Source organism: Pseudomonas sp. LBUM1656 (assembly GCF_059716065.1).
In genome coordinates this window covers 6,404,168-6,429,336 of sequence record NZ_CP166800.1, presented here as the reverse complement: position 1 = coordinate 6,429,336, position 25,169 = coordinate 6,404,168, and the positions used below count along the sequence as shown (strand labels likewise).

At 59.0% G+C, this 25,169-nt stretch carries 21 protein-coding genes; 13 read left to right on the top strand and 8 right to left on the bottom strand.

Translation table 11 applies throughout. The annotated features are described in order from the left end of the window. The 9 genes from glmS to ACA072_RS29145 all read left to right on the top strand — a co-directional run bounded on the left by glmS (position 1) and on the right by ACA072_RS29145 (position 10,727). Positions 1-1,833: a glutamine--fructose-6-phosphate transaminase (isomerizing) gene (glmS, locus tag ACA072_RS29185; RefSeq protein WP_497622257.1), complete on the top strand. Its 1,833-nt coding sequence runs from the start codon at positions 1-3 to the stop codon at positions 1,831-1,833. 774 nt (positions 1,834-2,607) lie between these two features. After that, the gene (locus ACA072_RS29180; protein WP_497622255.1) at positions 2,608-3,354 is read left to right on the top strand and encodes a response regulator; all 747 of its coding nucleotides are present in this window, start codon (positions 2,608-2,610) and stop codon (positions 3,352-3,354) included. After that, positions 3,351-4,415, top strand: coding sequence for an ATP-binding protein (locus tag ACA072_RS29175; RefSeq protein WP_497622254.1), 1,065 nt, complete (start codon positions 3,351-3,353; stop codon positions 4,413-4,415). Before ACA072_RS29180 ends, ACA072_RS29175 begins: the two co-directional genes overlap by 4 nt. Before the next feature lie 480 nt (positions 4,416-4,895). After that, entirely contained in the window at positions 4,896-5,600 is a 705-nt protein-coding gene (locus tag ACA072_RS29170; RefSeq protein WP_497622253.1) for a glycosyltransferase family 25 protein, read from the top strand. Between the two features lie 133 nt (positions 5,601-5,733). Then, entirely contained in the window at positions 5,734-6,084 is a 351-nt protein-coding gene (locus tag ACA072_RS29165) for a YceK/YidQ family lipoprotein (protein ID WP_497622252.1), read from the top strand. A gap of 40 nt (positions 6,085-6,124) precedes the next feature. Further along, the gene (locus ACA072_RS29160; protein WP_497622250.1) at positions 6,125-7,027 is read left to right on the top strand and encodes a LysR family transcriptional regulator; all 903 of its coding nucleotides are present in this window, start codon (positions 6,125-6,127) and stop codon (positions 7,025-7,027) included. Between the two features lie 130 nt (positions 7,028-7,157). Then, positions 7,158-7,784 (top strand): glutathione S-transferase family protein, encoded by a 627-nt coding sequence (locus ACA072_RS29155; RefSeq protein WP_497622248.1) that lies wholly within the window; start codon positions 7,158-7,160, stop codon positions 7,782-7,784. Positions 7,785-7,847: 63 nt separating this feature from the next. Next, a complete protein-coding gene (locus ACA072_RS29150; protein ID WP_497622246.1) occupies positions 7,848-9,878 on the top strand; it encodes a pyridoxamine 5'-phosphate oxidase family protein in 2,031 nt (676 codons plus the stop codon). 471 nt (positions 9,879-10,349) lie between these two features. Continuing rightward, on the top strand, positions 10,350-10,727 hold the full coding sequence (locus tag ACA072_RS29145; protein WP_497622244.1) for a DUF6124 family protein: 378 nt from the start codon (positions 10,350-10,352) through the stop codon (positions 10,725-10,727). A gap of 99 nt (positions 10,728-10,826) precedes the next feature. Here the strand turns inward: ACA072_RS29145 and ACA072_RS29140 are convergent, their stop codons facing one another. From ACA072_RS29140 to ACA072_RS29105, 8 genes are read right to left on the bottom strand one after another with little or no spacing between them, the layout of a single operon-like run. Then, the gene (locus tag ACA072_RS29140; protein ID WP_497622242.1) at positions 10,827-11,957 is read right to left on the bottom strand and encodes a glycosyltransferase family 4 protein; all 1,131 of its coding nucleotides are present in this window, start codon (positions 11,955-11,957) and stop codon (positions 10,827-10,829) included. Position 11,958: 1 nt separating this feature from the next. Then, positions 11,959-13,089 (bottom strand): glycosyltransferase family 4 protein, encoded by a 1,131-nt coding sequence (locus tag ACA072_RS29135; RefSeq protein WP_497622240.1) that lies wholly within the window; start codon positions 13,087-13,089, stop codon positions 11,959-11,961. Next, a complete protein-coding gene (locus ACA072_RS29130) occupies positions 13,073-14,440 on the bottom strand; it encodes a glycosyltransferase family 4 protein (protein ID WP_497622238.1) in 1,368 nt (455 codons plus the stop codon). Before ACA072_RS29130 ends, ACA072_RS29135 begins: the two co-directional genes overlap by 17 nt. Then, entirely contained in the window at positions 14,437-15,687 is a 1,251-nt protein-coding gene (locus ACA072_RS29125; RefSeq protein WP_497622236.1) for an ABC transporter ATP-binding protein, read from the bottom strand. The genes ACA072_RS29130 and ACA072_RS29125 overlap by 4 nt, the downstream gene beginning before the upstream one ends. After that, positions 15,687-16,484, bottom strand: coding sequence for an ABC transporter permease (locus ACA072_RS29120; protein ID WP_497622234.1), 798 nt, complete (start codon positions 16,482-16,484; stop codon positions 15,687-15,689). Before ACA072_RS29120 ends, ACA072_RS29125 begins: the two co-directional genes overlap by 1 nt. Continuing rightward, positions 16,485-17,927, bottom strand: coding sequence for a mannose-1-phosphate guanylyltransferase/mannose-6-phosphate isomerase (locus ACA072_RS29115; RefSeq protein WP_497622232.1), 1,443 nt, complete (start codon positions 17,925-17,927; stop codon positions 16,485-16,487). It abuts the gene before it with no gap. Between the two features lie 3 nt (positions 17,928-17,930). Beyond that, positions 17,931-18,902, bottom strand: coding sequence for a GDP-mannose 4,6-dehydratase (gene gmd / locus ACA072_RS29110; protein WP_109626923.1), 972 nt, complete (start codon positions 18,900-18,902; stop codon positions 17,931-17,933). Continuing rightward, positions 18,899-19,813 (bottom strand): GDP-mannose 4,6-dehydratase, encoded by a 915-nt coding sequence (locus tag ACA072_RS29105; protein WP_497622230.1) that lies wholly within the window; start codon positions 19,811-19,813, stop codon positions 18,899-18,901. Before ACA072_RS29105 ends, gmd begins: the two co-directional genes overlap by 4 nt. A 428-nt stretch (positions 19,814-20,241) precedes the next feature. On the opposite strand from ACA072_RS29105, the gene ACA072_RS29100 reads away from it, so the two are divergent. Genes ACA072_RS29100 through ACA072_RS29085 form a run of 4 tightly spaced genes read left to right on the top strand, consistent with a single transcriptional unit; the run spans position 20,242 to position 25,142 of the window. After that, complete coding sequence (locus ACA072_RS29100) at positions 20,242-21,819, top strand: glycosyltransferase (protein WP_497622228.1); 1,578 nt, start codon at positions 20,242-20,244, stop codon at positions 21,817-21,819. After that, positions 21,813-23,111: a glycosyltransferase gene (locus ACA072_RS29095; RefSeq protein WP_497622226.1), complete on the top strand. Its 1,299-nt coding sequence runs from the start codon at positions 21,813-21,815 to the stop codon at positions 23,109-23,111. The genes ACA072_RS29100 and ACA072_RS29095 overlap by 7 nt, the downstream gene beginning before the upstream one ends. Positions 23,112-23,163: 52 nt before the next feature. Beyond that, a complete protein-coding gene (locus ACA072_RS29090; RefSeq protein WP_497622224.1) occupies positions 23,164-24,321 on the top strand; it encodes an acyltransferase family protein in 1,158 nt (385 codons plus the stop codon). Then, positions 24,315-25,142, top strand: coding sequence for a class I SAM-dependent methyltransferase (locus ACA072_RS29085; protein ID WP_497622222.1), 828 nt, complete (start codon positions 24,315-24,317; stop codon positions 25,140-25,142). The genes ACA072_RS29090 and ACA072_RS29085 overlap by 7 nt, the downstream gene beginning before the upstream one ends. Positions 25,143-25,169 lie beyond the last annotated feature (27 nt).

The window sequence follows — 25,169 nt, the reverse complement described above, 5'->3', positions numbered from 1 at the left end:
ATGTGTGGAATTGTCGGCGCAGTCGCAGAACGTAACATCACCGCCATCCTGCTCGAAGGCCTCAAGCGCCTGGAATACCGTGGCTATGACAGCGCCGGTGTGGCGGTCTTCACCAACGACGAAACGCTTGTGCGCATGCGTCGTCCGGGCAAAGTCAGTGAGCTGGAACTGGCCCTTGAAGCCGAGCCGCTGATCGGTCGCCTCGGCATCGCCCACACCCGTTGGGCAACCCACGGTGCACCGTGCGAGCGCAACGCCCACCCGCATTTCTCCGGCGACCTGGCGGTGGTGCATAACGGCATCATCGAGAACCACGAAGCCCTGCGCGAACAGCTGAAAGCCTTGGGTTATGTGTTCACCTCGGACACTGACACTGAAGTCATCGCTCACTTGCTGAACCACAAACTCAAGGACCTGCGCGATCTGACCGTAGCCCTCAAAGCCACCGTTAAAGAGTTGCACGGTGCTTATGGTCTGGCCGTTATCAGCGCCGATCAACCTGATCGCCTGGTAGCAGCGCGCAGCGGCAGCCCGTTGGTGATCGGTCTGGGCCTGGGTGAAAACTTCCTCGCGTCCGACCAGTTGGCCCTACGCCAGGTCACCGACCGTTTCATGTACCTGGAAGAAGGCGATATCGCCGAGATCCGTCGCGACAGCGTGCACATCTGGGACGTTAACGGCCAAGCCGTCGAGCGCGAAACCGTGCAGTATCGCGACGGCGCCGAAGCGGCTGACAAGGGCGAGTTCCGCCACTTCATGCTCAAGGAAATCCACGAGCAACCAGCCGTGGTTCAACGCACCCTCGAAGGTCGTTTGAGCCCGAACGGTGTGCTGGTACAGGCGTTCGGGCCACAGGCTGCCGAGCTGTTCGCCAAAGTGCGCAACGTGCAGATCGTTGCCTGCGGCACCAGCTACCACGCCGGCATGGTTGCCCGTTACTGGCTGGAAGAACTGGCCGGCATCCCGTGCCAGGTCGAAGTCGCCAGCGAATTCCGCTACCGCAAAGTCGTGGTCCAGCCAGACACCTTGTTCGTGACCATCTCCCAGTCCGGCGAAACCGCCGACACCCTGGCCGCCCTGCGCAACGCCAAGGAACTGGGTTTCCTCGCCAGCCTGGCGATCTGCAACGTCGGCATCAGCTCGCTGGTGCGAGAGTCCGACCTGACCCTGCTGACCCAGGCCGGTCGCGAAATCGGCGTGGCCTCGACCAAAGCGTTCACCACCCAATTGGTCGGCCTGTTGTTGCTGACCCTGTCCCTGGGTCAGGTTCGCGGCACTTTGGCCAAAGGCGTCGAAGCCACCCTGGTCGAAGAACTGCGCCGCCTGCCAACCCGTCTGGGCGAAGCCCTGGCCATGGACAGCACCGTGGAGAAAATCGCCGAGCTGTTCGCCGAGAAGAATCACACGCTGTTCCTCGGTCGTGGCGCGCAATTCCCGGTTGCGATGGAAGGGGCCCTGAAACTCAAGGAAATCTCCTATATCCACGCCGAAGCCTACCCGGCGGGCGAACTGAAGCACGGCCCGTTGGCGCTTGTGGATAACGACATGCCGGTGGTGACTGTGGCGCCGAACAACGAACTGCTGGAGAAGCTGAAGTCCAACCTCCAGGAAGTTCGCGCCCGTGGCGGCCAGTTGATCGTCTTCGCAGACGAAAAGGCTGGCATGACCAACGGCGAAGGCACCCACGTGGTGCAAATGCCGCACATCCACGACATCCTGTCGCCGATCCTCTACACCATCCCGTTGCAGTTGCTGTCGTACTACGTGGCGGTGTTGAAAGGTACGGACGTTGACCAGCCGCGGAACCTGGCGAAGTCGGTGACGGTGGAATAAGTTATCCACAGCTGACTGGCCGAAACCCCCGTATTTACGGGGGTTTCCTTTTTTTGGCTGAGCTGTCTTCCAGATTCTCCGTGTGTGAGTTTCGGAAGATGTTGTGCAGATGCGCGCGCAGTATCTATTGCCGCCACGAGAAGTGCTCAAGCAATCGCTAGCTCTATCGGAGTGCGATCCCCCAGATATCCAAAGACAGTATTTCCTTGCGTTATGACCACGGATTTTTTATTAACAATAAAAAAACCGATGGCAGTTTCAAATCCGTAACGGTTATTACGCCCCCTACCCCGTTCTTAGCAAAAAATCCTCATCTCCACCGTATCTCCACGAAACCTCCCGCAAAACAACATGATCCCCTGCACACAATACAACCCGCTGCAGAAATGCTTGAGACGGGGTTTCTCCGTTGTCAATCGATAACGGCAAGAAATGGAGCAAGTATGTCTTTTAATGGCCCAAGCAGCCTCTATGCAGCCAGCAGAAAGTTGTATGTCACCGGTAATCATATTGCGAACGCTGCAAATACTGGTTTCAAATTCTCGCGCGTAGAAAACGCGGACGTATACTTTGCGAAAAAACCGGGAAGCGGCAGCACCGGTCATTTCTACCGCGAACGAGATGTTAGGCACTCTTTCGCAAGCGCTTCAACCAACTGCATGCCGTACACGCAGTCGCCGGAAAATCTGTAGTTGATTAACGTGCGCGAATTCTGATGGCAGCCACCGTGGGATTACGTGCGCGACAGACGACTTTAAATTCATCGAGCACAATATGAATGACTTCTCTGCTCTATCCCACCTGACGAGAAATGCCAGAGAAACGCACGCACTCATTTTGATTGCGGAAGACGACCCTGATATAGCGGACATTCTGATTGCCTATTTGAAACGCAGTGGCTTTCGCACGGCCCATGCGCTCGACGGGAAACGTGCCCTGCAGATGCATCAGACTCTCAAGCCTGACCTGATGCTACTGGATGTACTGATGCCGAATCTGGACGGCTGGATGGTGCTGGCGGAGGTTCGCCATCGAGGCAACACACCGGTGATCATGCTGACGGCGCAGGATCAGGACGTCGACAAACTGATGGGGCTGCGTATCGGCGCCGACGATTACATTGTCAAACCGTTCAACCCGGCAGAAGTGGTTGCCCGGACCCAGGCAGTGTTACGGCGCTCCATCGATTACAAGTATGGCAGCGGCACGAGCGTGCTGCGGGTGGATGCATTTGAAATCGACATCGAAAGCCATGAAGTTACCGTGTGCATTGACGGTAACAAGGTGCCGCTTGTATTGACGGCAACGGAATTCAAGTTGCTGGTTCAGTTGGCAAAGGCTCCGAAAAAGGTACTCAGTCGGGCAGAGCTTTTAGCCACCAGTTCTCCTGAGAGTGACAGTCTTGAACGTACTGTCGACAGTCACATCAGCAAGTTGCGCAGAAAAATCGAAGATTTGGGTTTACAGGGTGTACCAGCCAGTATCCGAGGCGTTGGCTACCGATTCGGGAGTATCGCGTGAAAATGCTCAATGGCTTGAGCGGCCAGATCATTTTGTCCATGTCAGCCGTGGTGTTGTGCGTTATCACCCTGGCGGTGATCGGCTCGTATGTATTTTATGCATTGTTATGGACGTTCTGGCCGCTCTCCAACGAAGAGCTTGATCAATGGATGCCTTCAAATATTGAATGGGTTTGGATGGGCCTGACCACCTTTGTCAGCCTGGCCGTGGGATGTATCGTTGCCGTGAAGTTATCTCGACGAATTCTCATGCCGTTGAACTCGGTCGCCGCGAGCCTTCGAAAGTTGGCAAATGGCGATCTTGAAGTACAGGCCGTTGCCGGTGATCAATCAATAGGCGAAGCGGCCTTGTTAGTCGATGACTTTAATAGCATGGCCAAGCGATTGAAACGCATGGCGGAAGAACAGGCTTTTTGGAATGCGGCTATTGCACACGAACTGCGCACACCCCTCACTATTTTACGCGGCCGTCTGCAGGGGCTGGCTGAAGGGGTATTCGAATCGGACACTTCGCAGTTCTGCAGCCTGTTGAATCAGGTGGTGGGCTTGACCCGGTTGGTGGAAGACCTTCGGGTGGTCGGCTTGGCGGACAGCGGTTATCTGGAGCTGAACCTGTGCGAAGCCAACTTGGCGAGCGAGATAGAAGACGATATCCGGTTGTTCGAGCCAAGCCTGCAGGCAGCTGGTTTTGTCCTGCAACTGTACCTGCAAAGACGCCCCGTCCGATGCGACCCGGCGAGAATCCGCCAAGCACTATTGGCACTGCTGGACAATATTCGACGGCACGCGACACCAGGAAACGTCGTCGTTCATCTGTCCACCCGAAATCAGATCAATTACCTGAGAGTCAGAGATGACGGCCCCGGCATTGATGAGCACTGTGCCATGCATATATTTGAAGCATTCAAGCGCGGTGACAACTCGCGCTCCCGGGCTCAGTGTGGCAGTGGATTGGGTCTGGCGGTAGTGCGCGCCATCGCCCTCGCACACGGAGGAACCGTTACCTGCCGAAACGTGGAAAACGGAGGAACCTTGTTCGAGCTTAGCTGGCATGCCAGATAATGAAAAAGTACATCTTTATTTTTAGATTCAAGAGAAGAGTCAATTATCGACACTTTGCCTTGCTGGACCCCGATGGTGTTTGTATTGCACTAATGAGCTGTGGCACTAAGCCAAAAAATGGGTACTGGGTAGAAGTCAAAGGCGTCAATCTAACTTGGTTGGGCCGAGCTCTCCCCAGCAAATCCTCGATAGTTTAGGAATTGCGGGAAGTCGAGCAATGGTTGCCGCGCGTCAACGCTAATATTTCATCTCCATCGTATCTCCACACACTCTCCCATAAAAATCCATCTTCTTTCAGCACAATCAACATGTCTATCACCGACCATTACATCAGGTATCTACGTCGGTTATTGACCCTCCGCAAATAAGTGGCGGACACAGGTGATGCGACAGCCGCTCCCCCTTCACAACCAAATCCCGGCTTTTAGCTGAAACAGCACGATCAGGACTTGCTATGTCTTTTAAAACTGGAGCTTTCTCATGAACGCAGTTATTGACAACGGATTGCCGAAAACGAAGGATTTGAGTCAATTGCAAATTGATGGCGTTTTCTGCATCAGTCTTCGGAAGCGGGCTGATCGCCGTGTGCTGTTGAGTCTCCAGTTCGAAGGAAGTGGACTGGACATTGAGTTTGTGGTTGTCGACCGTGACGACGAAAATCCAGAACGAGGCTGTTTTGAATCCCACATCAAATGCGCGACCTTAGCGCTGCAGCGAAACTACCGGCGCGTGCTGATTCTCGAGGATGATGCAACGCTGGTTTCATTTAACCAGAGTCAAGTAAAGCAGATGAACGCGTTTATGAACCTGCGCGAGCCCGAGTTGCTCTACTTGGGCGCGAACCTTGGGAAAGTTTGGTTAACCTGGAAAAGAGGAATTGCACGAGTCCGGGCAAAGGGAACACATGCCTACATTCTGTCCAATAGGGGATGCCGACATCTGTTAGGACACGCCCCCTATACTGGCATCGCGATCGACAACGTTTATTCCAAAAATTTTAAGGCCTATATGGCGTTCCCGATGCTGAGCCAGCAGCAGCCCGGGGAAGTTGTTTCAAGCGACGTACAAGTTCAATCCGCAGATGGGAAGTCTCCCTCTGCAGCCTACTGGCGGGAGAACTGGCGGAAGCAGTACACACAGGCATTCAAAAATATCGGGAAGACGATATTGTTCCATAAACTTTGAACTGACATGGACGTGGTTGTCGATACTGTAGACACAGGCGAGGTAGTTGAACGTTGGCGTAATAAGCGTCCACTGACTGAGCTATCCCAGCTCACATATCGCACCGCATTAAACTATGGGTTCCTGCTTATAGATGGAGTTGAGCATCATAAATACACGTAGCATGTTACTCGTCGCTATAGGTTTGGTTCTTTCGGGGTGCGGTACAATCAATACGGTTTTTCGTTCGGATGAGGTGGCGGGGCTTAATCTCAAAGAGTGGAAAACAAATTGTGACTCCATTCCGCGCGTTTACAGTGGTTTTTTTTACGACTTTTGTGTTCTGAATGGCCCACCTGATGTGGATGAGAGGGATCCCGCCGCGCCTGCATTGATTCCGTTACAGCTGATAGATTTTATACCGTCTGTTATTTTTGACACACTTGTCCTGCCTTATACGATTTATCGTCAGAATGCGGATGGAAATATAGAAATTCCTAATTAGAGATGATCTGGTATCAACTCCCTCCCACTAGGACTTTGCCATGGATCGATTCCAGGAAATGCAGGTCTTCGCCGCCGTCGCTCAGGACCAAGGCTTCTCTGCGGCAGCACGGCGTTTGGGGATGTCGGCGGCCAGTGTCACCCGGGCCGTGGCGGCGCTGGAGAAGCGCATTGGCACGCAGTTGTTGACGCGTACCACCCGCAGTGTGCATTTGAGCGAGGCGGGGCAGCGTTTTCTGGAGGACTGTCGGAGGATTCTCGCCGAGGTGCAGGAAGCGGAAGATTCGGCGGCGGGCAGTCACGCCCAGCCCCGTGGGCAACTGACGATCACCGCACCGGTATTGTTCGGTGAGTTGTTCGTCACTCCGCTGACGGTCGGTTACCTCAATCAGTTTCCTGAAGTCACCGTCAATGCGTTGCTCGTAGACCGGGTGGTGAGCATGGTCGAGGAGGGCATCGATGTAGCGGTGCGCATTGGTGAATTGCCTGACAGCAACCAGCATGCGATTCGTGTGGGCGAGGTACGGCGGGTGATTTGCGCTTCTCCGGCGTTCCTGGCGAAGCGCGGCAAGCCCCGGCACCCTGATGATTTGAATGGGGCGCCGGTTATCGCCACCTCGTCCATTGGCCAACTGAGAACCTGGCCGTTCCTTGAGGCGGGGGAGCTGCTGAGTGTCCGCCCCGAACCGCGGCTTGTGGTCACGGCCAATCAGGCAGCCATTACCGCTGCGTGCCTGGGCCTGGGCCTGACCCGAGTCCTGTCGTATCAAGTGGCAAGCAAGATTGCTTCCGGTGAGCTGGAAATCGTTCTGGCTGACTACGAATTGCCGCCATTGCCCATTCATGTGGTCTACCAAGGAGGACGCAAGGCTCCAGTACGGGTTCGCAGCTTTGTGGACTTCGCGGTGAAGGCGTTGCGTGAGCACCCGGCCCTGCACAGCTGACGGTTTATTGCGTTGGTTGAAATAATGGATTGCGTTTGCTGGTTATTCTGTTGTTTTGGTTGATGACGGAAGATAGCTCCCATCGGCGCTGATCTTTCCTGAACGGCGCCACTACTAAGCGGAGTCGACCATGCAAGCCATCAAACTCTACAACTTCCCTCGCTCTGGCCATGCTCACCGTGTGGAGCTGATGCTGTCCCTGCTGCAACTGCCGACCGAGCTGATCTTCGTTGATTTGGCCAAGGGCGCGCACAAGCAGGCGGATTATCTGGCACTCAATCCGTTAGGTCAGGTGCCCGCGATTGATGATCAAGGCGTGGTGCTGGCCGATTCCAACGCGATTCTGGTGTACTTGGCGCAGAAATACGGCAACGGTCGCTGGCTGCCAGCCGATCCGGTCGGTGCGGCCAGAGTTCAGCGCTGGTTGTCGATCGTCGCCGGGCCGATTGCCTTTGGCCCGGCAAGAGCCAGGTTGATCACAGTGTTTGGCGCGTCTTACAACGCCGAAGAAGTGATCGCCTACTCCCACACCTGGCTCAAAGCGATCGATAAGGAACTGGCCGCCACGCAATACCTTGTCGGCAACGAGCCAACCATCGCCGATGTCTCGGCCTACAGCTACATCGCCCATGCTCCCGAAGGCAACGTGTCGCTGGAGGACTACGCCAACATCCGCGCCTGGCTGGCGCGCATCGAAGCTTTGCCAGGGTTTGTCGGCATGCCGCGCACCGTCGCCGGTTTGCAAAAAACTGCCTGAGGTTTACGGCCCGACTGAGTCGGGCCGTTTTTGTTGCGCGATGAGCGCAGGGGAGAAGCCGTTATGGACCGTTCACCTTGGCACGCTGGCGAGAAACAGTTGCAGGCTCACGTGGGTGTGGCCGAGCGAATGGACACATTAGGTCGTAGGGTGATTCGCGGCGAGATGCCGGATCAGCACCGCCTGTTCTATCAGCAACTGCCGTTCATGCTGTACGGCGCGGTGGATGCCGACGGCAACCCTTGGGCCAGCATTCTTGAAGGGCCGCCAGGGTTTGCTCATTCTCCAGCACCTGCGTTGTTGCAGTTCGCCAGCCTGCCCGGCAGCGACGACCCTGCGCAATTGCAAGAAGGCGCGGCGATCGGTCTGCTCGGCATCGAGCTGCACACCCGGCGTCGCAATCGTATGAATGGCCGAGTCGGCGCTGTTACGGCGAACGGCTTCGGGGTGGCGGTGGAGCAATCTTTCGGCAATTGTCCGCAATACATCCAATTGCGCCAGTTCCGTTCGGTGCCCTTGGCGGATCCGGCGACCCGTGTCGCGCAGCACTTCGATGGGCTGGATGAAGCGGCCCAAGCGATGATCGCCGGCGCCGATACCTTCTTTGTCGCCAGTTATGTGGACGTCGATGGCCAACGCTCGGTGGACGTTTCTCATCGGGGTGGCCAGGCCGGTTTCGTACAGGTGGAAGGCAATCGCCTGACCATTCCGGACTTCGCCGGCAACCTGTTCTTCAACACCTTGGGCAACCTGCTGATCAATCCTCGGGCCGGTTTGCTGTTCATCGATTTCAATACGGGCGACCTGCTGCACCTCAATGGTCGCGCGCAAGTCATCCTCGAAGGCCCGCAGGTCGAAGCCTTCCAAGGAGCCGAGCGGCTGTGGACCTTCGACGTGGAGCGTGTGGTGCGTCGGCCTGCGGCGCTGGCCTTGCGCTGGCGCTTTGACGGCGTGTCGCCCACCAGTTTGCTGACCGGCACCTGGGCCCAGGCCAACGCTCGTCTGCAAGCCAAGGCCCTGGGCGATCACTGGCGGCCGTTGCGGGTGGCGCGCATCGAACGGGAAAGCCACAACATCCGTTCGATTTATCTGGAGCCTGCCGATGACGCTGGGTTGCCGGTGTTTCAGGCCGGACAGCATCTGCCCCTGCGATTCAACATTGCCGGCGATGTGCATATCCGCACGTACAGCCTGTCGAGCGCGCCGTCCGATGACTTTTTCCGTATCAGTGTGAAGCGGGACGGGGTGGTGTCTTCGCATTTGCATGACCAGATCCGTGTCGGCGATGTGTTGGAAGCCCGGGCGCCTCAGGGGCATTTCACCGTGGCAGCCAATGAGCGTCGGCCGCTGGTGCTGCTGGCCGCCGGCGTCGGTATCACGCCGCTGCTGTCGATGGTGCGCGAAGTGGTTTATCAAGGCCTGCGCACGCGGGGCATCCGCCCGACCTGGTTTTTCCAGAGTTCGCGAACCTTGGCCGATCAACCGTTTCGTCCTGAGCTGGACCGCTTGCTTGATGGTCTCGGTGACGCGGTGCGCGTGCTGCGGTTGCTCAGTCAGCCGGAGCCGGATGCCCGCGAGGGTGAAGATTTTGACCTGACAGGGCGGATTGACGGCGACCTGCTCAAGACGATGCTTGCGGTGGAAGATTACGACCAGGTGGACTTCGTCCTCTGCGGCCCGGGCAGTTTTACCCAGGGGCTGTACGACACCCTTCGGGATCTGGACATTCGCGACTCGAGGATTCATGCCGAAACCTTTGGGCCTTCGACGTTGCGTCGCACGCCGGACCCGGACGCGGTGGTCATCGAGCAACCACCGGCCGCCACGGTTTCGGTGCCCGTGGTGTTCCAGCGCTCGGCCAAAGAGGCGCGCTGGCAGCCGGAGGGCAGGAGTTTGCTGGAGTTGGCGGAAAGCCGCGGATTGCGCCCGGAATTCAGTTGTCGCGGTGGTTCCTGTGGCACCTGCAAGACCCGCCTCATCAGCGGCGCAGTGAATTATCCACAGCCCCCGGCGGAGGTGCCTGATGCGGGAGAGGTGCTGATTTGTTGTGCGGTGCCGGCGCAGGGTTCGCAGCCGTTGGTGCTGGATCTGTAACCAATCCGGAAAGCACAGGAGATCCCCTGTGGGAGCGGGCTTGCTCGCGAAAGCGATGCGTCAGACAACTTCCATGTTGAATGTTAAACAGCCTTCGCGAGCAAGCCCGCTCCCACATTGGGACCGATGTCGGGCTGAAATTTACTGCGAACGTCCTACAGACTTGAGCGTTCCTGGGGATGATTCCGACACGTTCTAGCGGTTGTTGTGTCGGAAGCCTGAGGGATAGGCTTTGGGTGTCGCTGCACATCAGCGATCGGGTCTGGAAAACCCGAGGAATGGGATCAAAGCACATGACATAATGCGGCGCTTTTTCAGCTCCGCACTTGAGTTATGGCGGCTGTACGTGGGAGACCTTCGGGTCTGCCGGGTTTTGATCCTTTTCTCGGTTTTTCCAGTCCGCGTACAGCTGCCACCCTTATCGTCTGGAAAACGAAAAGTGGCAGTTCCTCAACCTTAAGGATCTTTGCCATGATTAAAGAAACACCAAATCCCCCGGAAACCGACGACGTTTCCCCCTACGAATCCCTCGATTCCAAAAAACTCAACGATGCCGCCGAACGCGCGCTCGATCACTACCTAAACCCCGCAGCCCTCAAATCCCCTGCCATCCGCAAACCCAGCACGATGTTTGTGATTGCACCGGACATCAAAGACGAAGACCTGCTGGCCCACACCTGTGAATCGTTGGCCCAGGCGAGTGTGATGGCGAGTGATTTTGCGGGGTATCTGGAAGGGCCGCACCGGCACACGGCGATGGCGATTCAACAGATCGTCATGCTGGCCGAGCTGGCGGTGAACCGGATGCTGGATAACGTCGCCGTACCAAACTCCGCGCCACACCGCTGACCCCTTGTAGGAGCGGGCTTGCTCGCGAAAGCGGTGCGTCATTCTGCATTAATGCCGACTGAACCACCGCCCTCGCGAGCAAGCCCGCTCCCACATTGGTTACGCGTAAGACAGGGATTTTTCTTCCAGCAGTTCTTCGTACAACGCCGTCCACTTGCGGCCCATTTCATCGGCTGTGAATAACTGCCGATACCGTGCCTCAGCCTTCACGCCCATTTCTGCCGCACGCGTCGGGTTTTCCCACAACGTACGCATCGCTTCACGGAACGCCTGTGGATTACTCGGCGGCACCACCAGCCCGGTTTCGTTGTGGATGTTGATGTAGCTGGTGCCGGTGCCGATTTCGCTGGAGATCATCGGTTTGCCGTACATCGCGCCTTCGAGCAGCGAGATGCCGAACGCTTCCGAGCGCAGGTGCGACGGAAACACGACGGCGTAACTCAACTCCAGCAAGGCCACCTTGTCCTCGTCACCCAAACGCCCCAGGAAGTGCAAATTCTGCAAGCCCAAGGCCTTCGCCTGAGCATGCAGTTCGACTTCCAGCGGTCCGGCACCGACGATGACCACCGGATAATTCAGCCCTTGCATCGCGTCCAGCAGAATATGCAGCCCTTTGTAGTAGCGCATGACGCCGACGAACAGGAAGAACCGGTCGCCCACCTGTTTGCGCCAGCGTTCGGTGCGTTCAGCGTCGGGCTGTGGATAACCTGACTTGTCCAGCCCGTAGGTGATGACGCGGGTTTTCTCGCGGTACTCCTGAAGCACATCACTGGTATGAAAGTAGTTGGGGGAGGCTGCGACGATTCGGTCGGCGCTGTCCAGAAAACGACGCATCAAGGGACGGTAGAGTTTGAGCAAATGGCGCTGGCGAATGATGTCCGAGTGGTAACTCACCACGCAGGGTTTTTTAGTGGCGCTGAGAAAATGCACCAGGTCCATGAAGGGCCAGGGGAAGTGGTAGTTGACCACGTCGGCCTCAGCCGCCAACTCACGAAATTGCTTGAAGACGCTGTAGGAAAAACCGGTGGAGGCCATCTGGAAATCCATTCTGGCCTGATGAACCTGATGCTGACGGATCTGTATCGCGCCAGGCGCGGGATTGTTGCTCAACGTCAGTACCGTGCTGTCGACCGAGTGGCGCGCGCCACTCTCGCAGAGTTGGAAAATGACCTGTTCGATGCCACCCATCGAATCCGGCAGGTAGGTCTTGTAAAAGTGCAGTACGCGCATATCAGTCTCCCATAGCCTGGCGGTAAGCGCGGGCCGTGGCCTTCGCGCAACGCTCCCAGGAAAAAAGCTTCGCTTGTTGCAAACCGGCTTCGCGACAGAACTGCCAATGCAGCGGGTCGTCGATGAGCCGGCTCATGGCATCGCGCAAGTTGTCCGGATCCTCCGGTGCCATGTAGTTGCCAGCGGCGCCCGCGACTTCCGGCATGGCCGAATGCCGGGTGAGGATCACCGGCGTGCCGCTGGCCATGGCTTCCAGGACGGGCAAGCCGAACCCTTCGTACAACGAGGGAAAGATCAATGCCCGGGCACCGGCCAGCAGGTGTGCCAGCGCTTCATCGGGCAGATACCCCAGCAGGCACACATCGCCGGTGGCCAGGGCTGCGCGCAATTCATCACTGAACTGTTCGCCCTGCCAACCGGCCATGCCGGCGATTAGCAGTGGAAAACGCTGGCGAACGGCTTCCGGCAATCGGGCATGGGCGCGCAGGGCCAGCGTCAGGTTCTTGCGCGGCTCCAGGGTGCCGACGCACAGGAAGTATTCCCGCGCCTCGACGCCGTGGGCCTTGAGCACTGCGTCGATGGCTTCAGGTTCCCGCGGATGGAAACGTGCGGCCACGCCCAGCGGCGCGACGACAAAACGCTCGGCCGGCAGCGCGAAATACGCCTGGGCTTCGTCGGCAATGTACTGCGAGTCGGTGAGAATCAGACTCGCCCGCTGCACGCCGTCGGCCAGCCGGCGCTCGATTTCCCGCAAACGCGAAGGTGGCTGCGTCTCGGGGTAATGCAGGTGCGTCAGGTCATGCAGGGTGATGACCGTCGGGCCGTCGAACGACAGCGGCCACAGGCTCGGTTCGTGATAGAGGTCGATGGTCTTCGAGCGACCCTGGTCGAAGCGTTTCTGCTCCAGCCAGCGCCGCGCCTGATAAGCGCCCGGAATCTGTCGCAGCAACGGCGTCAGTCGCGAATAACCCGGCATGGCGGCTTCCGGCAAATCCGAACTCCAGCCCCAGCCGTGGAACAACGCCAGCTCGACATCGGGCTCATCAGCAAGGGCGCTCGCCAGTTCGGCGACGTAATGGCCGATGCCGGTGCGCGGGGCTTGCAGGATCCGGGCGTTAAGGGCAATTCGCATGTTGCCTCTCTTGCTCGACCGGCGCCTCTACAAGGTTGCGCAGGGTTCGTTCGGCCAGTTGCGCACTGGCTTCACGCCAGCCGATCCACTGCCAGTCCGCCACGCTGCGAGCGGCCGGGAATTGCCCGGAACGTTCGAAACCGGTGACCAGGTCCGCCAGGCTTTGCGGCTCGGCCAGGTCAAAGTAGGCCATGAACTCGCCGCCGATTTCACGGAAGATCGGAATGTCGCTGCCCATCGCCGGTAAACCGCGTTGCATCGCTTCGACCAGGGGCAGGCCGAAGCCTTCGACCCAGGACGGAAACACCAGTGCGCTGGCGTGGGAATAGGCGTGTTCGAGGCTGGTGTCGCTCAGGTCGTTGAACATGAACAGGCGTTTGTTCAGCTGCGGGTGGTTGCGTACGCGGGCGAGCAGGGCGCCGCACTTCCAGCCGATGCGCCCGGCGATGCACAGCCTGGCGTGCGAACCCGAGGCCCAGGCGCGTTCGAAAGCGTCGAGCAGGTAATCGTGGTTTTTACGGGGCTCGATGGTGCTGACCATCAAAAACACCGGTTCCGGTGTTTCGAATACGCGCGTCAGTCGTGGCTCGACGGCAGCGTTGGCTTCGCTCAGGTCCAGCTCGGAACCGAGGTGAAAATAATCGAACCACAACGTATTGGCTTTGGCCGGACCCAGCCGACGCTGCAGTTCTTCACGCACCTGATCGCGCACCGTGGCGGAGATCGCTACGTAGCCATCGGCGGTTTGAGTGACCCAGTTGAACCACTCGTTGAAAATCTGCACCAGCCGCGTGTCGTAGAACTGTGGGTGAGTCAGCGGGATGAGGTCGTAGATCACCGAAACGATGCCCACGCCTTCACGCTTGAGTTGTTCGGCAAACGGGAAGAAATCGCTGTGCCAGGAAGAGTCCAGCAACACCAGTTGATCGCCCGGCTGATGTTGCAGCGGCGAGCAGCGTTTGGGCAGTTGATACTGGTTGATGGCCTCGATCAGCCGTATCGGCAGGCTGAAACAGGTAATGGCCGTGAGGCGGTAGACCACGTGCAGCAGGCGTTTGATCACTCGCGAGTTGCTGCGATTGTGCAAGCGCTGATGCAGTTGCCAGAAGCGATGAGCCAGCCGTCCCAGGCGTCCGCCGAAGGTCATCAAGCCATCGAAAAACGGGATGTTCAACGCGCCGAGTTTCAGCACTCGGTAGAGTTTGCCCTTGAGCATCACGACCGGAATGCACTCGACACCGTCCACACTGTCCGGCAGCTGATTGATGACGTTGCGCACCACCCGCTGAATGCCCGAATTGACCTTGGGGTGCTGGAATACGTGGGTGCATTCGACCAGGAGGCGGGTCATGGCGTGCGCTCCGAAACAATCGACTCGGCGCGGGTAATGGTGGTTTTCGCCGCCAGCCACGAGCAGCCGACGAAGTCTTCATGCCGGTTGTTGATCACGTGGAACACCAGCCCGTAATCGCGCCATTCGTAGTTGCGATCCAGGTGCGAGTCCAGCCGCGACAGGCTCAGGGACACGGAATAGTTGCCCTTGCCCAGGCCCATGACGAAGGAAAAACGGTACGTGTAGCGTTCACCGGCGTGTAGATCGGTCAGGGCCTTGTCCTGACGATGAGTGTTGATGCCATACATCATCTGACCCAGGCGGTCCTTGAGGATGAAGCCGAGCACCAAGCGCTCGATGTCCTGACGGACTTCGACCTGGACTTCCAGCACCACGGGCTGACCGACCTCGGCGGCGTCGATGGAACGATCATTCTCGTCCAGCAACCGCACACTGAGGATGCCCGCTTCACCGGTGCCGGAAATGGTTTGCACTTCTCCGTCCGCAAGCATTTCCTGACGCACGATCTGGCCTTCACGCTCGGCCATCATGGCGTTGTAATAGTCGAGGACCGCTTCGGGTTTGCCGTGCATGGCCATGCGGCCGTCCTTGAGCAGGATCGCCGAATCGCAAATTGCCTGGATGGCCGAACGGTCGTGGGACACGATCAGCAAAGTGGTGCCGGCCTTGCGGAAGCTGCGGATGCGTTCGAAGCTTTTGTGCTGGAAGTAGGCATCGCCCACGGACAGGGCTTCGTCGACGATCAGGATGTCCGGACGCCGTGCGGTGGCCACGCTGAACGCCAGGCGCATCTGCATGCCGCTGGAGTAGGTACGCACCGGATGGTCGATGGCGTCGCCGATTTCCGCGAAATGTTCGATCTCGGGCATCAGCGCTTCAATTTCATCGACCTGCATGCCCAGCAATTGCCCGGCCATGACTGCGTTCTGTCGGCCGGTAAAGTCCGGGTGAAACCCCATGCCCAGTTCCAGCAGCGCCGCTACCCGGCCTTCGAGCTCGATCGTGCCGCACGTAGCCTGGGTGGTGCCGGTGATCATCTTCAGCAAGGTGCTTTTGCCCGCGCCGTTGACCCCGACGATGCCCACCGCTTCACCGGGGGCAATCTCGAATTCGACGTCTTGCAGCACCCAGTGCTGGTGGTGGCGCAGGGGCGAAAACGGGATCAGCCACTCGGCCAGTCGGCTCCAGCGGGTCGGGTATTGCTTGTAGGCCTTGCCCAGGCCGGTGACGCGAATATGCCCCATCAGAGTTCATCCACCATTTCGCCGACGCGCTGGCGAAACAGCCGCAGCCCGATCAGACAGAACACCACGCCGGTGACAAAAATCGGCAGCAGCGAACTCCAGACCGGCCATTGCCCATACAGAAACATGTTTTGATAGCTGACGATCAGGTTGGTCAGGGGGTTGAGTTGCAGCAGGCGCTGAACCCAGTCCGGCAGGATGCTCATCGGGTACACGATGGGCGTCAGCCAGAACCAGAATTGCAGGCAGATGCCGAAGAGCTGTCCGACATCACGAAAGAATACGTTCAGCACGCCGAGTACCATCCCCAGCCCGGCACAGAACATCATTTGCAACGCCATCAGCGGTATTAACGCCAGCAATGCCATGCCCGGCCAACGACCAGTAAACAGCAGAAAAACCAGGAAAAGGCCGATGATGATCGCGAAGTTGATGCCCGCGTTGATCAATACAATCACCGGCAGGCAGACCCGCGGGAAGCTGATTTTCTTCAACAGGTTGGCGTTTTCCAGAAACATGTTCTGGCTGCGCAGGGTGATTTCCGCAAACAGCCCCCAAGCGAGCAAACCGGCACACAAGTAAACGCTGTAGGCCATGCTGTCATCCACACCCGGCAGGCGGGCGCGCATGATGTGCGAAAAAACCACGGTGTAGACGATGATCATCGACAGCGGATTGAGCACGGGCCACAGGGCACCGAACAGCGAATTGCGATAACGCGCCTGAAACTCTCGCTGGACGCTACCGAGGATGAACCCTCGATGGCTGCACAGTGAGCGGTATAGGGAAAGCAGCATTCAAACCGTCCTGCCGTATTGGTCTTCGAAGCGAACGATATCGTCCTCCCCCAGGTATTCGCCGCTTTGCACTTCAATGATCACCAGGTCGATCACGCCCGGGTTTTCCAGGCGATGCTTGTGACCGGCGGCAATGAAGGTCGATTCGTTCTTGGCCACCAGGTGGGTGCCGGTGCCGTTGTTGGTGACCTTGGCCATGCCTTCGACGACCACCCAGTGTTCATTGCGGTGGTGGTGCATTTGCAGCGACAGCTTGGCGCCGGGCTTGACCACGATGCGCTTGATCTTGAAGCGCGGGCCTTCCTCGAGCACGGTGTAGGTGCCCCAAGGTCGGCTGACCGTGCGGTGCAGGCGATAGGCCTCGTGCTTTTTATCCTTGAGCTGCTTGGCCACCCGGCGCACATCCTGCGCACGATCGGCGTGGGCCACCAGCACCGCGTCGGCGGTGTCGATGATGATCAAGTTATCCACACCCACCGCCGCCACGAGCCGGTCTTCACTCTGGACAAAATTGTTGTGGCTGTCGATGAACACCGCGTCACCGCTGGCACGGTTGTTTTGCGCGTCCGCCGGCACCAGCGCGGCCACCGCGCTCCAGGAGCCGATGTCGCTCCAGTCGAAACCGGCGGGCACCACGACCACTTTGTCGGAGCGTTCCATCAAGGCGTAGTCGATGGAAATATCCGTGATCTCGGCAAACAACGACGGGGACAATTCCTGTTGCAGGCACCCGGCCGTTTCCACGGGGGCGCTTTGCGCCATGCAGGTTTGCGTCTGCTCCAGCAGTTCGGGGGCATGAATCTGCAATTCGGCCAGCACGGTCGCGACCGAGAAGCAGAACATTCCCGAGTTCCACAGGAATTTGCCGCTTTCCAGGTAATGGGTGGCGGTTTGCAGATCCGGTTTTTCAACGAAGCGCTGCACCTTCGTGGCGCCTTTTCCATCCAGCGCCGCGCCGGTCTCGATGTAGCCGAAACCGGTTTCCGGGGCAGTCGGCACCACGCCGAATGTCACCAGGAATCCATCCTTGGCCAGTGCCACGGCGTGTTCGACCGCCGTTTTCAAAGCGTCTTCGTTGAGGATCAAATGGTCGGCGGGCATCACCACCATGATCGCTTCATCGCCGTGCAAGGCTTGCAGCGACAGGGCCGCGGCCGCGATGGCCGGGGCCGTATTGCGGCCTGTCGGCTCAAGTAGAAAGTGCCCGCGATGGCGACTTAGCTGCGCCTCCTGATAGTGATCCTTGCTCTGGAAGTAGTAGTCGCGGTTGGTCACCGTGACGATATCGCCCCAGCCATCGAGCAAACCGGCCGCACGCCGATAGGTCTTGCCCAGCAGCGACTGACCGTCGGGCAGGGTCATGAACGGCTTGGGATGGCCCTCGCGGGACACCGGCCACAAGCGAGTACCGGCACCGCCGGAGAGAATCACAGGAATCAGCATGGCCTACTCCTTGGCAACGCGTTTCATGTCCGCATCCATCATCATGCGGATCAAGGTATCCAGATCGGTTTTTGGCTTCCAGCCCAATACACGCTGGGCTTTGGCCGGGTTACCGAGCAGCACTTCGACTTCGGCCGGGCGGAAGAACGCCGGGTCGATCTTGACGAAGTCGCGGTAGTTCAGGCCCACGTGGTCGAAGGCGATGCGGCACATCTCGCGCACGGTGGTGGTCACGCCGGTGGCGACCACGAAGTCGTCAGGCTTGTCCTGTTGCAGCATCAGCCACATGGCTTCGACGTAGTCGCCGGCAAACCCCCAGTCGCGTTTGGCGTCGATGTTGCCCAGGCTCAGCTCCTGCTGTTTGCCCTGCTTGATGCGGGCGGCGGCGTCGGTCACTTTGCGGGTCACGAACTCGATACCGCGCAGGGGCGATTCGTGGTTGAACAGGATGCCGCTGCTGGCGTGCAGGTTGAAGCTTTCGCGGTAGTTCACGGTGATCCAGTGGCCGTACAGCTTGGCCACGCCGTAAGGGCTGCGCGGGTAGAACGGCGTGTTCTCGTCCTGTTGCTCGGCCTGGATCAGGCCAAACATTTCGCTGGTCGACGCCTGATAAAAACGCGTGTGCGGACTGAACTGGCGGATCGCTTCGAGCAGATGCGTCACGCCCAACCCATCGACGATGCCGGTGGTGACCGGTTGATCCCAGGAGGCCGCGACAAAGCTTTGTGCCGCCAGGTTGTAGATTTCGTCCGGGGCGGATTTGATCACCGCGCGCTGCACCGAGCAGGCATCGGCCATGTCGCCGTCCAGGTAAACGATGTCGCCCTCGACCCCCATCTCGCGCAGGCGCCAGCGCGCATCGCTGCTGCGCCGTGCCACCAGGCCGTGGACCTTGTAGCCCTTGTCGAGCAGCAGTTTGGCCAGATACGCGCCGTCCTGACCGGTGATCCCCGTGATCAATGCACTTTTTGTCATTCTTCTTTTACTCGTTTCTCCCAGTCGGACAGGATCGCCCGCAGGGATTGTTGTGTTGTGATTTCAGGCGTCCATCCTGTGGTCTGGGCAAGCTTGGCATGGCTGCCACAAACGCGACGCTGATCCGCGCGGCGAAGACGCGCCGGATCCTGAATCAATTGCATGTCGACCTGGGCGAGGTCCCCCAGTTGTTCGATCAGACTGCGGATGCTCTGCTCGCGCCCCGAGCAAATGTTGTACACCTGCCCCGGCGTGCCCTTTTCCAGCAGCGCCAGATAGGCCGACACCACGTCGCCCACATCCAGGAAATCACGTGTGACATCGATGTCACCGACTTCTAGTTGCGGGGCTTGCAGGCCTTGTTTGATGCGGTTGATTTGCCGTGCGGCGCTGGCGATGACGAAGCTGTCTTTCTGACCGGTGCCGATGTGGTTGAACGGGCGCGCGACCAATACCGGCCAGCCTTCGCTCAAGCCCCATTGCAGGCTCAGGAACTCGGCCGACAGTTTACTCACGGCATAGGGATTGCGCGGGCAGGGTGGCTGAAGCTCGGTAATCGGCAGGTGTGATTCGGTCACCTGGCCATAGACATCGCCGGAGCTGACATACAGGAAGGTCCCGCTGAAGCCGCGTGCCTTGAGTGCCTGAAGCAGGTTCAAGGTGCCGAGCAGGTTGATGTTCAGCGTGCGTGCCGGGTCGCGGAAGGCTTCGGGAACGAAGGTCTGGCCGGCCAGGTGAATGACTGCGTCGGGCATCTCGGGCCAGAGGCCGTCGAGGGTGCCGGGCTCACCGAGATCGTAGCGGGAGGCGACAGGCAGAAGCTCCCATTCCGAGGCATCAGCCTTCAGGCGAGATTGGATGTGTTGTCCTACGAATCCACTGAGACCCGTAACGAACAGACGCTTTTTCAAACAGCGGCCCCTTGGTCATGCATTTCGTCCATTCCCCACAGGCTTTATGGAGATGTCTGACAGACCGGGTGGATTCCTTGGTCGAAAGACAGGCGAAACGTTTGTTGTAGTTGTTTGGTAGCCAATCTGTGCCAATTGCGCGGCAATTTCAACAGGTCCCACCGTGACCGGTCAGTTCTCGTTAGCGTAGCCCGATTTATTCTCGCCGGGCGGTTCACGAATCCTCAGCGGATGTGTTTAGAATGCCCCTCGTCACGATTACCCAGGGTTCGGCCGGGTGGTATTCACACCCCGCGAAGCTGACCATTAAAACAAGAACGTAGACGGGCAAGAAGACGATGGACGACGACCGGCAACCCCCGGGTCGATCCGTGGCTTTGCCGTCATAGAGTGAGGCTGCCGGGATGGCGGTTTCATCGTGGGATGCCATGAATTTCATTCTTTACTCGGACGTCAACGACAGCTCCATCAGCCAGAGCCTCGGTCGTCCTGAATACAGTTATTACTTCGTGCTCAAGGCGTATCGCCCGGTGCTCGAAAGCCTCGGGCGGGTGCATGTGGTGTCCTCCACCGCCGAGGTCGATCCTCTTTATCGACAATTGTTGGCCTCCGGCGAAGACAGCCTGTTCCTGTCATTCACCCCGCCGCAGAAAACCCCGAACGACCTTGAATGCCCGACGATCTGCGTGGTGGCCTGGGAATTCGACTCGATTCCTGATGAACAGTGGGACAACGACCCGCGCCAGGACTGGACGCGGATGCTGGCGCGCCAGGGCCGGGTCATCACGCTTTCCAGCCACACCGCCCGGGCAATTCGGCGGGCCATGGGCGAAGACTTCCCCGTGCTGGTTTTGCCCACACCGGTGTGGGAAAACTTCGCCGCCATCCGCAGCAGCCACACCAGCGTCCCGGTCAATGCCGGTTCGACACTGGAGATCAAGGGCTGCATTTTCGACACTCGTACCCTCGGGCTCAGCGCCGACGCACTGATCCCTGTCGTGCCTACGGCCGAAGAAATTGCCGCGCGAGAGGCTGCAGCGGAAGCAGCGAAGCCACCGCCGCTGACCTTGAAACGCCGTTTCGTCATTGCTCGCCACTACCTGCACATGTGGCGCCGGGACATGGGCAAAACCCTGCCCGTCCCGGTGCATCGCACGCACTTTCTGAGCCAGTGGTATTGGGAAGGCATTCGCGACCTTCTTTCAGAGACCGCCCATGAACGGCTTGCCGGATTTTTGCCGGCCATCGCTGGCCCGCAGACGATGGCCGTGCACGAGCCTGAACCGCGCCAATGGCCGGACACCACCGCCCAGGTCGAGACTCAGGTTGACGGCGTGGTTTACGTCACGGTGTTCAATCCACGTGACGGCCGCAAGAACTGGCATCAACTGATCACCGCCTTCTGCTGGGCTTTCCGCGAAACGGATGACGCCACGCTGGTGCTGAAGATTACCCAGAGCGATCTGTCGTCCTACTACGACGAGCTGATGACCTTGCTCGCGCAACTGTCGCCGTTCGCCTGTCGGGTGGTGGTGATGCACGGCTACCTGGACGATCCGCAATACAGCCGGCTGTACGAAGCGGCCAGTTTTTACGTCAATGCATCGCGCTGCGAGGGGCTGTGCCTGCCGTTGATGGAGTTCATGGCCAGCGGCAAACCGGTGATCGCCCCGGACCACACCGCCATGGAGGATTACATCGATGAGCGTGTGGCGTTTGTGGTCAAGTCCAGCGAAGAGCTGACCATCTGGCCGCAGGACACCCGGATCATCTACCGGACCCTGCGTTACCGGCCGGACTGGGGTTCGCTGAAAATCGCCTACGAAAACAGCTACCGGATGGCCAAGGAGCAACCGCTGGAATACCAGCGCATGTCTCGCGACGCGGTCGAGCGCATGCACGACTACTGCGCCTTCGCCCCGGTGCAGAAGCGCCTGGCGGATTTTTTCGGGCTGACGCCGCAGGCTTTGCCGGCAGCCGCCGTGACGGATAACGCCTCATGCTGATCATCATTCATTCGGAAACCAACCAGCACACGATTGCCCAGAACCTCGGCCGTTCGGAGTACAGCTATTACTTCGTGCTCAAGGAGTACCGGCCGGTGCTGGAACGCCTTGGGCGCGTGGTGGAAGTCAGCGACCCGCAGACCGAAGTCGATGCCTTTTACCTCGATGCGCTGTCCCGTGGTGAAGACTGCGTGTTCCTGTCGTTCTCGCCGCCGCATTGCACGCCCGTACATTTCGCCTGTCCGACCTTGCCGGTGTTCGCGTGGGAATTCAGCACCATTCCCAACGAACCCTTCGCCGGTGAGCCGCGCAATGACTGGCGCACGGTTTTGCGTGCTTCAGGCGCGGCGATTACCCATTCCGGCTACACCGTTAACGCGGTGCGCGAGGCGATGGGTGCCGACTATCCGATCGTCGCGGTGCCGGCGCCGGTATGGGACCGATTCTCGGCGCGGGGCGCGCAGTTGCAACGTCAACCGCTGGCCAGCCAGGTGCATCTGAAGATCAAAGGCCTGGTAGCGGACAGCCGCACGCTCGACCTGCGGGCCTTTGGGCCGGCGCAGTTGCGAGAGGGCGAGGGGATCGATTTTGAAGCACCGCCCCGTGAGCACGAGCTGGTGCTCGACGGCGTGATCTACACCTCGGTGTTCAACCCGGGTGACGGGCGCAAGAATTGGGAAGACATGCTCAGTGCCTTCTGCGTGACGTTCCGCGAGGTGGATGACGCGACGCTGGTACTCAAACTGACCCACCACGACGCCGAAGCAGCGCTGACCGACATCCTTCATCATTTGTACAAAAACCAGTCTTATCGCTGCCGCATCGTGCTGATTTACGGCTACCTCGCGGATGCGGATTACGAGCAACTGGTGCAGGCGACCAGCTACGTCGTGAATACGTCCTACGGTGAAGGCCAGTGCCTGCCGCTGATGGAATTCATGTCCTGCGGCAAACCGGCGGTGGCGCCACGCACCACAGCGATGATCGATTACCTGGATGCCGATAATGCGTTCCTGATCGACTCCACCGACGAGCTGACAGCCTGGCCCCATGACCCGCGCCGGGCGTTCCGAACCCTGCGTTACGTCACCAACTGGGCGTCGTTGTGCCGCGCTTATCAGGCCAGCTATGACGTCGCCAAAAACGATGCCGGGCGTTATTCGCAGATGTCCGCGCACTCGGTAGCCAGCCTGGAAAAATTCTGCAGCCAGGCCATCGCCGAGCAACGACTGAAAGCCTTTTTCGCGCAGCTCCTTGAACCCCGCGTCGCTTTGGAGAGCCCCGAAGCATGATCCGCGCAGGATGGAATCGGGTGGATAACGGAGCAGCGTCCAGGAGGACGACATGAGTAACGACCGACGGATCATGGACATCGAGTTGCTGCGCGGCATTGCGGTGCTCGGCGTGTTGTTCCATCACCTGCAAGACAGCCTGTTTGCGGCCCCGGTGCCGCTGTTGCAAGCCATCACCGCGTGGGGTCAGCCGTGGTGGGGCGTGGATCTGTTTTTTGCGATCTCCGGTTTTGTCATCGCACGCAGTTTGATCCCGGCGTTGCAGGGTTGCAGCACACGTCAGGAGTACTGGCAGCAGACGCGCAACTTCTGGCTGCGGCGGGCATTTCGACTGTTGCCGTCGGCGTGGTTGTGGCTGGCGCTAATGTTGCTGGGCTGCCTTTTTCTCAATCGCTCCGGGGCGTTCGGGACGCTGCACGCCAACCTGCAAGCGACCCTGGCCGGGGTCGCTCAATATGCCAACTTCCGCTTCGCCGACAGCTTCTATAACTACGAGTACGGCACCAGTTTCGTGTACTGGAGCCTGTCGCTGGAGGAGCAGTTCTACCTGCTGTTTCCGCTGCTGATTCTGATCTGTCGCAAGCACCTGGTCTGGGCCTTGCTGGCGCTGGTCGCGGTGCAGTTATTCACATTGCGCACGCCGATCCTGATGGTGGTTCGCACCGATGCCCTGGCACTCGGCATCCTGTTGGCAATGTGGAGTGTGCAACCCTCATACCTGCGCTGGGAACCGACGTTTTTGCGCCGCCCATGGGCCGGTGTGACGGCGCTGGTCGCGCTGTCGCTGGTGCTCAGTTTCATGGCGACGGATCGCTTCACTTTCACTAATTACCGTATCGGCGCGATTGCCGTGTTGTGCGCCGTACTGGTGTGGATCGCTTCTTACAATCGCGATTACCTGTTGCCACGGGGCGTGTTCAAAGACCTGATGACGTGGGTCGGCAGTCGTTCCTACGGGATCTACCTGATCCACATTCCGGCGTATTTGCTGGTGCGCGAATTCACCTTCCGCTTGCAGGGCGCCGGTCTGCCCAATCCGGGCGGCCATCCGATCCTGACGTTGATAATTGCTGGCGGCTTGATCGCCTTGTTGAGCGAACTCAACTTCCGCTTTATCGAAATGCCCATGCGCAACCGCGGCGCCTCGCTGGTCAAACGCCTGGGCACGTCCCGAACAGCCGCCCAAACCTCTGGAGCTACCTCATGCTGAGCCTTTTGAAGAAACTCACGGCGGGTACGCCCGCTCCCGTGGCGCCTGTGGCGGACAAGGTCGAGAAGGTCGATCCGTACATGCTCGGCCTGCACGACGCGATGCTCAGTGGCTGGTTCAATCAGCAAACCGGCGAGCTGTTCACCGGGTTCCCGGTCACTGCCGAGGACACGTTGCTGGACGTGGGCTGTGGTGACGGCGGCAACGTGCATTTCTGCGGCATGCGCGGGGCGAAGATCATCATCGCCGACATCGACGCGGCCAAGGTCGAAGCCACCCGCCAGCGCCTGAGCGACACGCCGGCGCGCGAGGTCGAGTGCCACGTCACCGACTGCAATCCGCTGCCGATTGCCGATGCAACGGCCACCCGCGTGGTGTCCACCGAAGTCATCGAACACGTGGACGATCCGGCGCAATTCCTCGATGAATTGGTTCGTGTCGGCAAACCGGGCGCGTTGTATTTGCTCAGCGTCCCGCACCCAAGCTCCGAAGACCTGCAAAAAGACATCGCCGCGCCCGAGTATTTCCAGAAGCCTAACCACATTCGCATCATCAGCGATGAGCAGTTCAAGGCGATGGTCAGCGACGCCGGCCTGGAAGTACTCAGTCACAGCCAGTACGGGTTTTACTGGTCGATGTGGATGCTGTTGTTCTGGGAAGCCAAGGTCGATTTCAGCAATCCCGACCACCCGTTGCTCAACCACTGGGCCGACACGTGGCAGGCCATCCTGGCATCGCCGCGGGGTGCGCAGATCAAGCAGGCGCTGGACGGGGTTGTGGCGAAAAGTCAGGTGATCATTGCCCGTAAGCCTTTGGTCTAGGCACTCTCTGTAGCAGCTGCCGAGCAG